The organism is Marinobacterium aestuariivivens (assembly GCF_042661465.1).
GTDB classification, from domain to species: domain Bacteria; phylum Pseudomonadota; class Gammaproteobacteria; order Pseudomonadales; family Balneatricaceae; genus Marinobacterium_A; species Marinobacterium_A aestuariivivens.
The window spans coordinates 1,339,736-1,353,162 of record NZ_JBHSWE010000001.1 but is presented as its reverse complement, the minus strand read 5'-3'; the positions used below and the strand labels follow the sequence as shown (position 1 = coordinate 1,353,162).

General features: G+C 62.1%; 12 protein-coding genes. 6 read left to right on the top strand and 6 right to left on the bottom strand.

What is annotated here, in order from left to right; all coding sequences use genetic code 11:
* Nucleotides 1-2: 2 nt before the first annotated feature.
* Nucleotides 3-1,100, bottom strand: coding sequence for a tryptophan 2,3-dioxygenase family protein (locus tag ACFQDL_RS07095; RefSeq protein WP_379908408.1), 1,098 nt, complete (start codon nt 1,098-1,100; stop codon nt 3-5).
* 545 nt (nt 1,101-1,645) lie between these two features.
* Between ACFQDL_RS07095 and ACFQDL_RS07090 the strand changes: the two genes are divergently transcribed.
* The 3 genes from ACFQDL_RS07090 to ACFQDL_RS07080 are packed head-to-tail and all read left to right on the top strand — an operon-like array spanning nt 1,646 to nt 5,488.
* Nucleotides 1,646-3,073 (top strand): c-type cytochrome, encoded by a 1,428-nt coding sequence (locus ACFQDL_RS07090; protein ID WP_379908407.1) that lies wholly within the window; start codon nt 1,646-1,648, stop codon nt 3,071-3,073.
* A gap of 4 nt (nt 3,074-3,077) precedes the next feature.
* Nucleotides 3,078-4,841 (top strand): cytochrome c oxidase subunit I, encoded by a 1,764-nt coding sequence (ctaD, locus tag ACFQDL_RS07085; protein WP_379908406.1) that lies wholly within the window; start codon nt 3,078-3,080, stop codon nt 4,839-4,841.
* Nucleotides 4,838-5,488 carry a cytochrome c oxidase subunit 3 gene (locus ACFQDL_RS07080; RefSeq protein ID WP_379908405.1) on the top strand — a complete coding sequence of 217 codons (651 nt, stop codon included), beginning with the start codon at nt 4,838-4,840 and terminating at the stop codon, nt 5,486-5,488. The genes ctaD and ACFQDL_RS07080 overlap by 4 nt, the downstream gene beginning before the upstream one ends.
* A gap of 174 nt (nt 5,489-5,662) precedes the next feature.
* Here ACFQDL_RS07080 and ACFQDL_RS07075 read toward each other — a convergent pair whose 3' ends face one another.
* Nucleotides 5,663-5,818, bottom strand: a complete 156-nt coding sequence (locus tag ACFQDL_RS07075; protein WP_379908404.1) for a hypothetical protein — start codon at nt 5,816-5,818, stop codon at nt 5,663-5,665.
* A 138-nt stretch (nt 5,819-5,956) separates the two neighbouring features.
* On the opposite strand from ACFQDL_RS07075, the gene ACFQDL_RS07070 reads away from it, so the two are divergent.
* Entirely contained in the window at nt 5,957-6,178 is a 222-nt protein-coding gene (locus ACFQDL_RS07070) for a cytochrome c oxidase subunit 3 (protein WP_379908403.1), read from the top strand.
* Nucleotides 6,179-6,188: 10 nt separating this feature from the next.
* A complete protein-coding gene (locus ACFQDL_RS07065; RefSeq protein WP_379908402.1) occupies nt 6,189-6,530 on the top strand; it encodes a cytochrome C oxidase subunit IV family protein in 342 nt (113 codons plus the stop codon).
* A gap of 297 nt (nt 6,531-6,827) precedes the next feature.
* Here ACFQDL_RS07065 and ACFQDL_RS07060 read toward each other — a convergent pair whose 3' ends face one another.
* The 4 genes from ACFQDL_RS07060 to ACFQDL_RS07045 all read right to left on the bottom strand — a co-directional run bounded on the left by ACFQDL_RS07060 (nt 6,828) and on the right by ACFQDL_RS07045 (nt 11,837).
* On the bottom strand, nt 6,828-7,382 hold the full coding sequence (locus ACFQDL_RS07060) for a magnesium transporter (RefSeq protein WP_379908401.1): 555 nt from the start codon (nt 7,380-7,382) through the stop codon (nt 6,828-6,830).
* Nucleotides 7,383-7,757: 375 nt separating this feature from the next.
* Nucleotides 7,758-9,203 carry a dihydropyrimidinase gene (hydA, locus tag ACFQDL_RS07055; protein ID WP_379908400.1) on the bottom strand — a complete coding sequence of 482 codons (1,446 nt, stop codon included), beginning with the start codon at nt 9,201-9,203 and terminating at the stop codon, nt 7,758-7,760.
* A gap of 64 nt (nt 9,204-9,267) precedes the next feature.
* On the bottom strand, nt 9,268-10,752 hold the full coding sequence (locus tag ACFQDL_RS07050; RefSeq protein ID WP_379908399.1) for an NCS1 family nucleobase:cation symporter-1: 1,485 nt from the start codon (nt 10,750-10,752) through the stop codon (nt 9,268-9,270).
* Nucleotides 10,753-10,916: 164 nt separating this feature from the next.
* Nucleotides 10,917-11,837, bottom strand: coding sequence for a LysR family transcriptional regulator (locus ACFQDL_RS07045; RefSeq protein WP_379908398.1), 921 nt, complete (start codon nt 11,835-11,837; stop codon nt 10,917-10,919).
* Nucleotides 11,838-11,972: 135 nt separating this feature from the next.
* Here ACFQDL_RS07045 and aptA point away from each other — a divergent pair, with 135 nt between their 5' ends.
* Nucleotides 11,973-13,316, top strand: coding sequence for an omega-aminotransferase AptA (aptA, locus tag ACFQDL_RS07040; RefSeq protein ID WP_379908397.1), 1,344 nt, complete (start codon nt 11,973-11,975; stop codon nt 13,314-13,316).
* The last annotated feature ends 111 nt before the right edge of the window (nt 13,317-13,427 follow it).

Sequence of the window (13,427 nt, the reverse complement as noted above, 5' to 3'; positions counted from 1 at the left end):
TTTTATCCCCGGCTCAGGGTGCTGAAATGGAAGTCCAGTTTGCGCGCCAGTGCCGGTGGCAGGGGCTCGAGACGCGAGCGCGGCAGCAGATAGGACGCCAGGTTGAACAGGTCGGTGAAAATCTGCGTCCGCTCGGCGCTTTTGCGCAAATATTCGTGGCCGGATGAGCCCCCGGTGCCGATGCGGCTGCCGAGCATCCGCTGCACCATCAACGCATGGCGGTAGCGCCAGGCGGTCAGCTGCTCGTCGATCTCGACCAGCAGTTTCAGCAGCCGGAAGGGCTGTTGCAACAGCGGTTCATCGCGATACAGGTGGATGAAGAGCGCGGCCTGGAACGCCAGTCTCGAGAGCCGGACATGGCCGGCCGCCCGCTGCTGTTCGAAGTCATCGGGGTCGAACAGACAGTCGAACTGCCGACGGCTCCGCTGCAGCTGCTCCAGTTGTTGCCGGCGCTCATCCGGTGTGAGTTGCGGGTGCTGTTCGATCACGCGGCGGTCGCTGTCGAATATCTCCTGAATGGTGTCGCGATAGCAGGCCCAGAAGTCGTAGTGTTCGTCCTGCAGGAAGGGAATGCGGGCCAGCCAGGCATCGACCCGGTCGAACAGACTCGGCTGCTGCTGCAGCGACTTCAGATAGCGGGCATCTTCCGGTTGGAAGCGCCGGTAGCCGCTGCCACCGGGGCGCTCCTGCCCGCGCAGGCCGAGTTTGGCTTCGATGGCGCGAAACTGCACGCTCTGAAAGCCCGAGGCCGGCACCAGCAGATCGCGAAACTCGAGGAAGTCCTGCGGTGCCATGGTTTCGAGCACGTCGATCTGCTCGACCAGCAGGTGCTGGATGACCGTGATCCGTTCGAGCTTGGCGCAGATACCGCCGAGGCTGCGCTCGTCGAGGTGCTCGCCGCCGAATATCTGCAGCACCGCATCGAGCTCGTGGAGGATCTGCCGGAACCAGAGCTCGTAAACCTGGTGAACGATGATAAACAGCATCTCGTCGTGAGCCTCGGCGCCCCGGCGACGGCTTTCCGGCAACTGGGCACCCAGCAGACGTTTGAGCTGCAGGTAATCGGCGTAATAGAGCTCGGGTTCTCCGTTGCCGGACATAAGGCCTCCTGCTTTCCCCGCTTGCCGGGGGTTCTTCCTGAAGTATAGGCAAGGGCAGGAGACGATCTCCGTTCGTCCAGCTTGTGCATAACCCTGTGTGGATAACAGGCCTGTGTAGAAGTGCGTTTTTCATGCACAGAATCCCTGAGCAAGGCTGTGCGCAACCTTTGGATAAGCCCCGTTAAGCTGGCTGCAGCGCAGAGATGGCGAGGGGTTGAAGAGACTGCGCAACAAATCGACTTGAATAAAGCAAGACTCGTGCCTGTAGTGATAGTGGTCACTGACCGATCGTTTTGGTGCCCAGCTTTTCCACAGCGGCGGGCCGCAGGTGGCCGCGGTCCCGGTTCGCATAATCGATTCGCGGCCGCTACGCTTGAATGGAACGCATTGGCGGCGCAATCAGGGGATTGCGCCGGTTACAGTCTGGCCCGTCTACCGCGACCGGGTGATTCAGTCTCTGACCCAGCCGTACAGAGCCCGGTCGAAACGCTGCACGTTTCGGCGACGGTGCCGGCGAGCCCCCGGTGACAGCCCGGGGAATGAGGTTGAGCACTGATGACGCTGGCATTCTTCTTCGTGATCATCGTCGTCGGCTCGGTACTCTTTCATCTGCTGAACCCTGGCACGCGACCGAGCCGGCCTCCAACTGGGGGGCCATTGACGACACCCTGTTCCTGACGCTGGTGATCACCGGTCTGTTTTTTGTCGCCATCGGGCTGTTCGTGGCACTGGCGCTGTGGCGCTATCGCCACCGTGACGGTCTGCGGGCCCACTACGAACCGGAAAACAAGCGGCTCGAATGGTGGCTGATCGGCATCACCAGCGTCGGCATCGTCGGCCTGCTGGCCCCGGGACTGGTGATCTACAACGATTTCGTCCGGGTTCCGGACGATGCCCGGGTGACCGAAGCGGTCGGCCAGCAGTGGCAGTGGGCTTTTCGCTTTCCCGGAGAGGACGGGAAACTGGGCACCTCGGGCATCCAGTGGATCGGCGCGGCCAACCCGCTGGGGATCAATCCCGGCGATCCGGATGGGCAGGACGATATCGTCGTGCAGGGTAACGAACTGCGCCTGCCGGTCGGACGACCGGTGAAGCTGCTGCTGCGCTCGAAGGATGTGCTGCACAATTTCTATGTTCCGCAGTTGCGCGCCAAGATGGATCTGGTGCCCGGGATGGTTTCCCATTTCTGGTTTACTCCGACCGAGACCGGCCGTTACGAGATCCTCTGCGCCGAATTCTGCGGTGTCGGCCATTACAGTATGCGCGGCCGGCTGCTGGTCGAGGAAACATCGGATTTTGACCGCTGGCTGGGCGAACAGCCGACCTTCGCCGCCCTGCAAAGCGCGCAGGCACAGGGCCGGCCGGCCGACCCGCTGGTGGAGCGGGGGCGGGAGCTGGCCCGGCGCCACGGCTGCACCGCCTGCCACAGCCTGGATGGCAGCGACAGCCTGGGGCCCGGCTGGCGGGGTCTCTATGGCAGCCGCGAGCGCCTGGTCGACGGCAGCGAGGTTCTGGTCGACGAGGCCTATCTGCGCGAGTCGATTCTCGACCCGGCGGCCCGCATCGTCGAGGGGTATTCGCCCGTAATGACTGCCTACGCGCTGGACGACGACAGCCTGAAGGCACTGCTGGCGCTGATCCGCTCACTCGGCGAGCAACCGGACCGCGCCGCCATGGCGGAGGAGGGACGGATGCTGGCCGAGAGCCTGGGTTGCCGTGGCTGTCACAGCATCGATGGCAGCGCCGGCACCGGGCCAGGCTGGCAGGGACTTTACGGCAGCCGGGAAAACCTGAGTGACGGTACGGCTGTGCGGGTCGATGAGGCGTATCTGCGCGAGTCGATTCTCGAACCCAATGCCAGGATCGTGCAGGGGTACAGCCCGATGATGCCGGCCTACGACCTGAACGAGGCGCAGCTTGCCGCCCTGGTCGCCTATATCGGCGAACTGGGCGACCCGGCTGCGGGGAGGTAACGCCATGGCCTATGCAGACCAGGCCGAGCTCGAAGCTGTCCATGAACCGCGCAGCTTTCTGACCCGCTATATCTGGAGCCAGGATCACAAGGTGATCGCGGTGCAGTACTCGCTGACGGCGATTTTCGTTGGCCTGATCGCGCTGGTGCTGTCGGGGCTGATGCGGCTGCAGATCGCCTTTCCCGGCAGCCTCGAGTTCCTGGATCCGGCGGCCTACTACCAGGCCATGACGATGCACGGCATGATCATGGTGATCTACCTGCTGACGGCGCTCTTTCTCGGCGGCTTCGGCAACTACCTGATCCCGCTGATGGTCGGCGCCCGGGACATGGTGTTCCCCTACCTCAACATGCTCAGCTACTGGTTCTACCTGGTCTCGGTGCTGGTGCTGCTGGCCAGTTTTTTCGTCCCGGGCGGGCCCACCGGTGCCGGCTGGACGCTCTATCCGCCCCAGGCCATTACGCCAGGCACGCCGGGCAGCGAGTGGGGCATCGTGCTGATGCTGGTATCGCTGGCGATCTTCATCGTCGCCGCGACCATGGGCGGGCTCAACTATGTCACCACGGTACTGCAGGCGCGGACCCACGGCATGACGCTGTTCCGCCTGCCGCTGACCGTCTGGGGCATCTTCATGGCGACGGTACTGGCGCTGCTGGCATTTCCGGCGCTGTTCGTCAGCGCGGTGATGATGCTGTTCGACCGCCTGCTCGGCACCAGCTTCTTCATGCCGGAGATGATCATGCTGGGGCAGCAGACGGAGCACAGCGGCGGCAGTCCCATCCTGTTCCAGCATCTGTTCTGGTTCTTCGGCCACCCGGAGGTCTATATCGTCGCGCTGCCGGCCTTTGGCCTGGTCTCCGATCTGATCAGTGTCCATGCACGCAAGAACATCTTTGGCTACCGCATGATGGTCTGGGCCATCGTCGCCATAGGCGTGCTCAGCTTCGTGGTCTGGGCGCATCACATGTACGTCAGTGGCATGAATCCCTATTTTGGCTTCTTCTTCGCCACCACGACGCTGGTGATCGCGGTGCCGACGGCGCTCAAGGTCTACAACTGGGTGCTGACGCTATGGCGCGGCGATATCCACCTGAGGGTGCCGATGCTGTTTGCGCTGGCGTTTATCCTGACCTTTCTGGTCGGCGGCCTGACAGGCCTCTTTCTCGGCAATGTCATTGTCGATATACCGCTGTCCGATACCTATTTCGTCGTGGCCCACTTTCACATGGTGATGGGAGTGGCGCCGATCCTGGTCGTATTCGGCGCCATCTACCACTGGTATCCGAAGATCACCGGGCGGTTGCTGAACAAACGTCTGGGCCAGCTGCATTTCTGGATCACCTTTCTCGGTACCTATGCGATCTACTTTCCGATGCATTACCTTGGCTTTCTCGGCATGCCCCGACGCTACTATGCCTATGAGGGTTACGAGTTCATTCCGCAGTCCGCCCATGATCTCAATGTCTTCATTACCCTGGCGGCGCTGATCGTCGGCGTCAGCCAGCTGCTGTTCCTGTTCAACCTTGCCTGGAGCGCGTTTCGCGGCAGGCCAGCCGGCCCCAATCCCTGGAAGGCGACCAGTCTCGAATGGCAAACGCCGCAGACGCCGCCGGCCCACGGCAACTGGGGACCGAAACTGCCGGTGGTACACCGCTGGGCCTATGACTACAGCGTGCCGGGCATGAAGCAGGACTTTATACCCCAGACGGTGTCGGCACATGAGATGCACGGTCTCTCCGCCGACCCGGATCCGGAGGAGGAGCGATGAACGAGCTGCCGCTTGACGGTTTCCCGGGCAGCGCGCGGGCACATGAAGGTAACCGGCGGCGCACGACGATCGCCGGCATGCGCATCTTTCTAACGGTCGTGACGATGCTGTTTCTCTTGTTGCTGATCGCCTTCATCGCCCGTTCCCAGGGCGGCGACTGGCGGCCGCTGACCGACCCGGCGGCGCCGCTGAGCCGGCCCTGGCTGTTGTGGATCAATACGCTGGTGCTCGGCCTTGCGAGCCTGTCGCTGCAGTGGGCCCGGGTCGCCATCCGTCATGGCCGGCGCAGGGAATGCCTGGCTGGCCTCTGGCTTGGCGGCCTCAGCGCCCTTGCCTTTCTCGCCGGCCAGCTCGGGGCCTGGTGGCAGTTCGAACTCTGGGGCTATGGCGTTTCGTCAAATCCGGCAAGCAGCTTCTTCTATCTGTTGACCGGGCTGCATGGCCTGCATCTGTTCGGCGGGCTCGTGGTCTGGGGCGTGATACTCGTGGGCTTTCGGGGGCTGCGGCCGGCCCGGTTGAGCCTGAGGATCGAACTCTGCGCCATTTACTGGCATTTCCTTCTGGGACTCTGGCTATTGTTATTTCTCGTATTGACCAGCACGCCGGACACCTACCGGACAATCGCCGCGCTCTGCGGCCTGGGGTGAGCCCATGGACAGTGGACACAAAGAGGTGCAGGGCAGAATAAACCGCAGCTGGCAGGCGATCTACCACGACTGGGCCTCGGAGAAGGATGCCTTCAAGCAGGTGTCCTGGGGCAAGGCGATGATGTGGATCTTCCTCGTCAGCGATACCTTCGTCTTTTCCTGCTTCCTGATTGGCTACATGACGGTGCGCATGACCACCACCGAACCCTGGCCGGTACCGAGCGAAGTGTTCGCGCTGACCATTGCCGGCCGCTCGATTCCGCTGATCCTGATCGCCATCATGACCTTCATCCTGATCAGCAGCAGCGGCACCATGGCGATGGCGGTCAATTTCGGCTATCGCCGCAACCGGCGCGTCACGGCGCTACTGATGCTGATCACGGCGCTGCTCGGCGCCAGTTTCATCGGCATGCAGGCGTTCGAGTGGACCAAGCTGATCCACGAGGGCGTGCGTCCCTGGGGAATCCGATGGGTGCGGCGCAGTTCGGCGCCGCCTTCTTCACCATCACCGGCTTTCATGGGCTGCACGTCTCGATCGGGGTGCTCTATCTGTTGTGGGTCGCCTTCAAGGTCCTGCGGGGTGACCTGGACCGAGCCGGCAACTACCAGCTGGTGGAGATCGCCGGCCTCTACTGGCATTTCGTCGACCTGGTCTGGGTCTTTATCTTTGCCTTTTTCTATCTCTGGTGAGGAGTCTGCGATGGAACATACAGAAAGTCAGCAACCAGAGGGTCAGCAACATCCGGTCGGGCTCTATCTGAAAATCTGGGGGTTGCTGTTCCTGCTGAGCACATTGTCCTACCTGGTCGACTACTTCCACTTTCAGGGACTGTTGCGCTGGACCCTGATTGTCGCCTTCATGCTACTGAAGGCGGGCCTGATCGTTTCGGTGTTCATGCACATGGCCTGGGAGCGGCTGGCGATGGTCTACGCCATCCTGTTGCCACCGCTGTGCCTGCTGGTGCTGATGGGACTGATGGCCGCGGAGGCGGATTACGTATGGCTGAGCCGGTTGCTGTTTTTCGGCGCCAATGGCGGGTAAAGGCAGGAGAAAGGCGTAACCCGCAATATCGATCGCATTACAGATCGATTGCTGTCGGTCGGCGTCGGCAGAGTGGTGGGCGAAACCCTAGCGGAACGCCACCCGGTGGAGCGCCACCCGTTGGAAATCACGCCGGCGGCGCTCATTGACCTACGCGCTGCCAACGGAGACCAAGGCGCCTCCGGCGTCTATGACGGTTAACGCGGCGCACCGAACAGGTGCCAAACAGTCAAATCATCGCCCCTGCGCCACTAACCCATCCTACCCGCTTGCCGCTTGAAGCTTACAGCTTGCTTCCTAGATCGTGCGCTTGAACTGGTGCCATTTCTGCAGCCAGGCAACGATCCAGTGCGGTGCGGCGTCGCCGTCGCCGGCCCGTTTGAGATGGGGATGCTGCTTGACGACCCGTTTCAGGGCGTCTTCCTGCTCCGGCTCGACATCGACAAAGAAGATATGCTTGCCGTGTTTGAGCAGCTTTTTGAAGCGGCGGAAATGGGCGTTTGGTTCCTGGAAACCGAAGAAACCGCCTTCCCAGGTACAGAAACCCAGTACGACGACGGCGAGGAAGATAAACGGAATCCAGCCGGCCGCCGTCTCGGTCCAGCCAAACAGCCAGGCGCCGACCAGGATCACGGCGGCAAGCACCACACCGATGACGGCACCGATTTCGCCGGAATGTACGGCATCCTGTTTCATGAAGGATGTCACCTCATGGAGGTGATGCTCCTCGACTTCGGCATCCTTTTCGCTGAGCACGTGGATCTGCTCGGTGCTGATGCCGCTGGCTTCCAGTTCGTGCTCGACATTCTCCAGGTCGTCGAGGTTGTCGCTGACGTAAAAGTGCCGGTTCATGTCACACCTCCGGTTTGTTCCCCCTTGTTTCTCCCTGCCGTTTCCCGAGTGCGATGGCGGTTCACGGCGTCGCTTTTGTCCATAATCCAGTCTTTATGCCAACGATAAGTATAGCAGCGGAGACCGGGAGTCGAATTTATGCAATTTGGAAGTAAATATATAAACCAATGATATAAAAGGGTTTGATCCGGGTATGGATGCGATGACAGGCTCTTGGTCAGCTTCGACGCCCGGACCCTGTTCCGTTACGCAACTTTGCCCCGACAGGATCATTTCCAGTCCAGCCGCCGGAGCCGTTGTGATCAGAGGCGCACCGGCGGCACCCTGCCCGGCGGGCGCCCGCCGCCGAGTGGCAGCAGGCTGGAGACGGGGTGGTCAGTCTTCGCGATGCACCGGCTGTGGCATCTTCAATTCGCCCTGGCGGGCCATGGCGTCGAATACCGGGCCAAAGGCGGGACGCTCGATGTAGCGTCCGGCACCGCGTTCGGCCCGCAGGTCGCCGTTACACCAGACCACCTTGCCCTGACTCAGCGTATGGCTCGGAATGCCGGTGACGGTGCGCCCCTCGAAGATGTTGAAGTCCACGCTCTGATGATGGGTCCTGGCCGAGATGGTGCGGGTGCCGGCCGGGTCCCAGACCACCAGGTCGGCATCGGCGCCGACGGTAACCGAGCCCTTGCGCGGGTAGATGTTGAACAGCCTGGCGGTGTTGGTCGAGGTGACCGCGACGAATTCGTTGATGGTCAGACGGCCCTTGTTGACGCCCTCGTCCCAGAGCACGGCCAGGCGATCCTCGATACCGGCGGTGCCATTGGGAATCCTGGTGAAGTCGTCCTTGCCGGCGGCTTTCTGGTCGGCGCAGAAACAGCAATGGTCGGTCGCGGTGGTCTGCAGATTGCCTCCCTGAAGACCCTGCCAGAGCGCCTCCTGGTGGGACTTCGACCGGAACGGAGGGCTCATCACATGAGCGGCCGCGAATTCGAAGTTTTGATGCCGGTAAACGCTGTCGTCAATCGCCAGATGTCCGGCCAGTACTTCGCCGTAGACCCGCTGGCCGTCGTTGCGCGCACGGGTAATGGCATCCAGCGCCTCCCTGCAGGACACGTGGACGATATAGATGGGCACGTTCATGACCCGGGCTATCTGGATCGCGCGATTGGCGGCTTCGCCCTCGACGACTGGCGGCCGTGACAGCGGATGTGCTTCGGGACCGGTGATGCCCCTGGCCAGCATCTCCTGCTGCAGCTGGAAGACCAGCTCGCCGTTTTCGGCATGCACGGTCGGCATGGCGCCGAGCTCGACCGAGCGGCGGAAGCTTTTCACCAGGATTTCGTCGTCGGCCATGATCGCATTCTTGTAGGCCATGAAGTGCTTGAAGCTGTTGACGCCGTGCTCGCGCACCAGGGTGCCCATATCCTGATGCACGGACTCGTCCCACCAGGTGATGGCGACATGGAAACTGTAATCGGCCGCGGCCTTGCCGGCCCAGTCGCGCCACTGTTCCCAGGCGTCCATCAGGCGTTGCCGGGGCGCCGGTATCACGAAGTCGATGATGCTGGTGGTGCCGCCGGCAAGCCCGGCCGCGGTACCGGTGTAGAAGTCGTCGCTGGCGACGGTGCCCATGAAGGGAAGCTGCATATGGGTATGGGGGTCGATGCCGCCGGGCATGACATACTGGCCGCCGGCGTCGATCACCTCGGCCGAGGCGGGCACTTCCAGGTTTTCGCCAATGGCGGCGATCAGGCCGTTTTCGCAATAGACGTCGGCGCGCAAACTCTGGTCGGCGGTCACGACGGTACCGCCCTTGATCAGTACGGACATGGGAGTTCTCCTTGCTCTGAAAAAGAGGGCCCGGCGATGAGGCTTCACCGGGCCCCGGAGACAATCAGCGGGTTCGGTTTCGCATCAGCACCAGGTAGACGCCCCCTGCGATCAGCAGACCGACGAACCAGGCGTAGGTGTAAAGGGTCGAGAAGAACAGGGGCACGCTGTCGATGAAGCCGGCGACGTGGAGGAAGCCGGGCAGGTTCGGCAGCACGCCGAGGGTGAAGGCAATCAGCGCCGCTGGGTTCCAGCCGTTGCGGTAGCTGTACTGGCCGTCGCTACGGAACAGGTCGGCATGGTTGAGGCGGGTTTTGCGTATCAGGAAGTAGTCGGCCATCATGATGCCCGCCACCGGACCGAGCAGCGCCGAGTATCCGATCAGCCAGGTAAAGATATAGGCGCCGGTGGACTCCAGCAGTTTCCAGGGCATGATGGCGATACCGATACCCGCGGTCAGGTAGCCGCCCATCTTGAACGAGATGCGGCTGGGGCTCAGGTTGGAGAAGCCGTTTGCCGGCGCCACCACGTTGGCCGCGAGATTAGTGGTCAGGGTCGCGATGATCAGGGCCGCCAATGCAACGATGACCGCCATGCCGCCCATGCGACCGGTCAGTGCGACCGGGTCCCAGATCGCCTCGCCAAAGATCACCACGGTGGCCGAGGTCACGGCAACGCCGATGAAGGCGAACAGCGCCATCGGCAGAGGCAGTCCCAGCGCCTGGCCGAGGAACTGGTCCTTCTGGCTGCGCGCGAAGCGGGTGAAATCGGGGATGTTCAGCGCCAGGGTGGCCCAGAATCCCACCATGGCGGTAAGGCCCGGCCAGAAGACCGACCAGAACTGTCCATCCTTGGCGCCGCCCGGGATGAACTGAGACGGTGACGACAGCATTTCGCCGAAGCCGCCGGCAGTGAAATACGCCCAGGCGAGCAGCGCAAGACCCATCAGTATAAGGAAGGGCGCCGCGTAGGTTTCGAGCCAGCGGATCGACTCGGTACCGCGGGCGATGAAATAGACATGCATGGCCCAGAAAAGCAGGAAGCAGACGAACTGGCCGGCATCGATGCCGAGAAACGGCATCGGGTTACCGGTGATGGCGTCGCCGGTCAGGGTGTTGACGATGATATAGATCGCCGAACCCCCGACCCAGGTCTGGATGCCGAACCAGCCGCAGGCGACCAGACCGCGCAGCATCGCCGGAAGCTTGGCACCGGAGGTCCCGAAGGAAGAACGCAGCAGAACCGGAAACGGAATGCCGTGCTTGGTGCCGGCATGGCCGATCGCCATCATCGGTACCAGCACGATGATGTTCCCCAGCAGAACCGTCAGTACGGCCTGCCACCAGGCCATCCCTTCCGAGACGAGGCCGGCTGCGAGCATATAGGTGGGCACGCAGACCACCATGCCGACCCAGAGGCCGGAGATGTTTTGCCAGCTCCAGGTCTTGTCCTCGGCCCGGGCCGGAGCCAGGTCCTCGTTCCAGAGATCGTCGCTGGCACTGTCGGCGACGCCGCCAGCGTAGCCGGCGGTTTCGTTGGCGCTTTGCATAGCTTGAGTCCTCTACTGTTATTGTTATCTGCACTGGCTATCAATATTATTTTTACCGCGTGGTCAATATATAGCGGGAATTTTCAGGGATGCAAATAAAATTTTCCAAAAGGTAAAATTATTGGGCGGTAGCAATGCGTTCCGCCGGCCGTCCAGGAGTGATCTTATTCGCCGGCGAGGCTGTCGAGTTCCTCGAGGAAGCTTTCCAGCACCAGGTTGGGCGGGGCGCCCTTGCGGGTGATGGCGCTGTACTGGGTGATGTAGTGACAGCTGTCCGGGTTGAGGGCCCGCATCTGGCCATCGCGCACCCAACGCTCGGCATAGTGGGTCGGCAGGTAGCCGATATAGCGACCGGTCAGTATCAGGAAGGCGATGCCTTCGCGGTCGCTTGCGGAGGCCGCGGCCTTGAGCGGTTCGTGAAGAGACTTGATTTCCGGTGTCTGAGCATAGGCGGGAATCACGGCATCCCAGCCATCCAGGGCAATGGTGGCGCTGCCCGGGCCGGCGAAAAGCGGGTGGGTCAGGCTGCAGTAGAGCTTCGAGGCCTCTTCGTAAAGTGCGCGGTACTGCAGGCCGGGCAGGGGCTTCAGTGTCGGAATCACGCCGGTATGCAGGCGTCCGTCCAGCACGCCGAGCTCGATATCGCTCGGCGGTATCATGCGGATGTTGATGTGCACATCCGGGCCGCGCTCCTTCAGGGCGCTGAGGGCGTGGGTGATCTGCATCTGCGGCATCGTCACCAGGTTGTCGGTAATGCCGATATTGAGTTCGCCCTTGAGCTGGGCGTGGAGGCTGTTGACGCGGGTGCGAAACCCCTCGATCGCGGCGAGGAGCTGGAGGGCCGCCTGGTAGACCTCGTTACCCTCTTCGGTCAGGGCGAAGCCGCTGCGACCGCGCTGGCAAAGACGCAGCGCCAGCCGGCTCTCGAGATCGTTCATTGCCATGCTGATCGCGGCCCGGCTGATATTCAGCTCGACCTCGGCGGCGGAAAAGCCGCCGCACTCGACGACTTTGCGGTAGATGCGCAGCAGACGCAGGTCGGCATCACTGATCTGGCCCGGCAATACTGCCTTGCGCTGTTTCATCTGCGCTGTCCTCCCGTTTCAATGTTAAGTAATAGCTTACATAAGAATAAATAAGTTTGTATTTAAATTACTAATTCCGGAAGCGAGACTGGTCCTATCCACTTTGCCCCCAAGAAAATAAAAGAGGGTGTCGCCATGTCAGAACTCGATGTACAGCGTAACGCCGGGCTCAGCCCCGAACAGCTCGATGCGTACTGGATGCCGTATTCCGCGAACCGCCAGTTCAAGGCCGACCCGCGCATTATCGTCGGTGCCGAAGGTGGCTATTACACCGATGCCGACGGGCGTCGCATCTTCGACGGCCTGTCCGGGCTCTGGACCTGCGGTGCCGGCCACAACAGGCCCGAAATCGCTGAAGCGGTGTCGCGCCAGCTGCGCGAGCTGGATTATGCGCCGGCGTTCCAGTACGGCCACCCGAAGGCCTTCGAGCTGGCGCACCGCATCCGCGAGCTGACCCCGGCCGGACTCGACTACGTCTTCTTTACAGGCTCCGGCTCCGAAAGCGCCGACACCTCGCTGAAGATCGCCCGGGCCTACTGGCGCAAGAAGGGCAAGTCGACCAAGACCAAGCTGATCGGCCGTGCCAAGGGCTATCACGGCGTCAACTTCGGAGGCTTCAGCCTCGGCGGTATCGGAGCCAACCGCGCGCTGTTCGGGCAGGGCGTCGATGCGGACCACCTGCCCCATACCCTGTTGAAGGAGAACGCCTTCAGCCGTGGCATGCCGGAGGCCGGAGCCGAACGCGCCGATGAGCTGCTCGAACTGATCGCACTGCACGATGCCTCCAATATCGCGGCTGTGATCGTCGAGCCGATGGCAGGCTCCGCCGGTGTCATACCGCCGCCCAAGGGGTATCTCAAGCGTCTGCGCGAGATCTGCGATCAGCACGACATCCTGTTGATCTTCGACGAGGTGATCACCGGTTTCGGCCGCATGGGCTCGATGACCGGCGCCGAGGAGTTCGGTGTGGTGCCGGACATCATGAACGTGGCCAAGCAGTTGACCAACGGGGCGGTGCCGATGGGAGCGGTTATCGTCAAGGACGAGATCTACCAGACATTCATGGAGCAGGGCGGTCCCGAATACATGATGGAGTTGCCCCACGGCTACACCTACTCCGGCCATCCGGTTGCCTGCGCCGCCGCTTTGGCATCGCTGGATATTCTCGCGAAGGACAATCTGGTCGACCGGGTCCGGGAAATGAGCCCGATCTTCGAGACCGCGCTGCATAGCCTCAAGGGCTCCCGGTACATCAGCGATATCCGCAATTACGGCCTGGCCGGCGCGCTGCAGATCGAGGCCTATCCGGGTGAGCCTGCCCGCCGGCCCTACGAGATCGCGATGAAGTGCTGGCAAAAGGGCTTTTACGTCCGTTACGGCGGAGACACCATCCAGCTGGGTCTGCCGTTCATCGTCGAGCGTGACGAAATAGACCGGGTGATCAACGCCCTCGGCGACGCGATCAACGAACTCGGCTAACGCCCTACACAAATAAGTTATCGGACAATCTACTGTCCGCTGACACCAATCGATCCGGATAACCGGATCGATATGATGGGTTACGCGGCGCTCGAGGCCCGACGGGAACCG

What these genes read in the sequence shown, in the direction of transcription:
- ACFQDL_RS07065 (WP_379908402.1), top strand. Translation starts at nt 6,189, where the DNA reads ATGGAACATACAGAAAGTCAGCAACCAGAGGGTCAGCAACATCCGGTC.
- ACFQDL_RS07095 (WP_379908408.1), bottom strand. Translation starts at nt 1,100, where the DNA reads ATGTCCGGCAACGGAGAACCCGAGCTCTATTACGCCGATTACCTGCAG.
- aptA (WP_379908397.1), top strand. Translation starts at nt 11,973, where the DNA reads ATGTCAGAACTCGATGTACAGCGTAACGCCGGGCTCAGCCCCGAACAG.
- ACFQDL_RS07060 (WP_379908401.1), bottom strand. Translation starts at nt 7,382, where the DNA reads ATGAACCGGCACTTTTACGTCAGCGACAACCTCGACGACCTGGAGAAT.
- ACFQDL_RS07050 (WP_379908399.1), bottom strand. Translation starts at nt 10,752, where the DNA reads ATGCAAAGCGCCAACGAAACCGCCGGCTACGCTGGCGGCGTCGCCGAC.
- ACFQDL_RS07070 (WP_379908403.1), top strand. Translation starts at nt 5,957, where the DNA reads ATGGGTGCGGCGCAGTTCGGCGCCGCCTTCTTCACCATCACCGGCTTT.
- ACFQDL_RS07045 (WP_379908398.1), bottom strand. Translation starts at nt 11,837, where the DNA reads ATGAAACAGCGCAAGGCAGTATTGCCGGGCCAGATCAGTGATGCCGAC.
- ctaD (WP_379908406.1), top strand. Translation starts at nt 3,078, where the DNA reads ATGGCCTATGCAGACCAGGCCGAGCTCGAAGCTGTCCATGAACCGCGC.
- ACFQDL_RS07080 (WP_379908405.1), top strand. Translation starts at nt 4,838, where the DNA reads ATGAACGAGCTGCCGCTTGACGGTTTCCCGGGCAGCGCGCGGGCACAT.
- hydA (WP_379908400.1), bottom strand. Translation starts at nt 9,203, where the DNA reads ATGTCCGTACTGATCAAGGGCGGTACCGTCGTGACCGCCGACCAGAGT.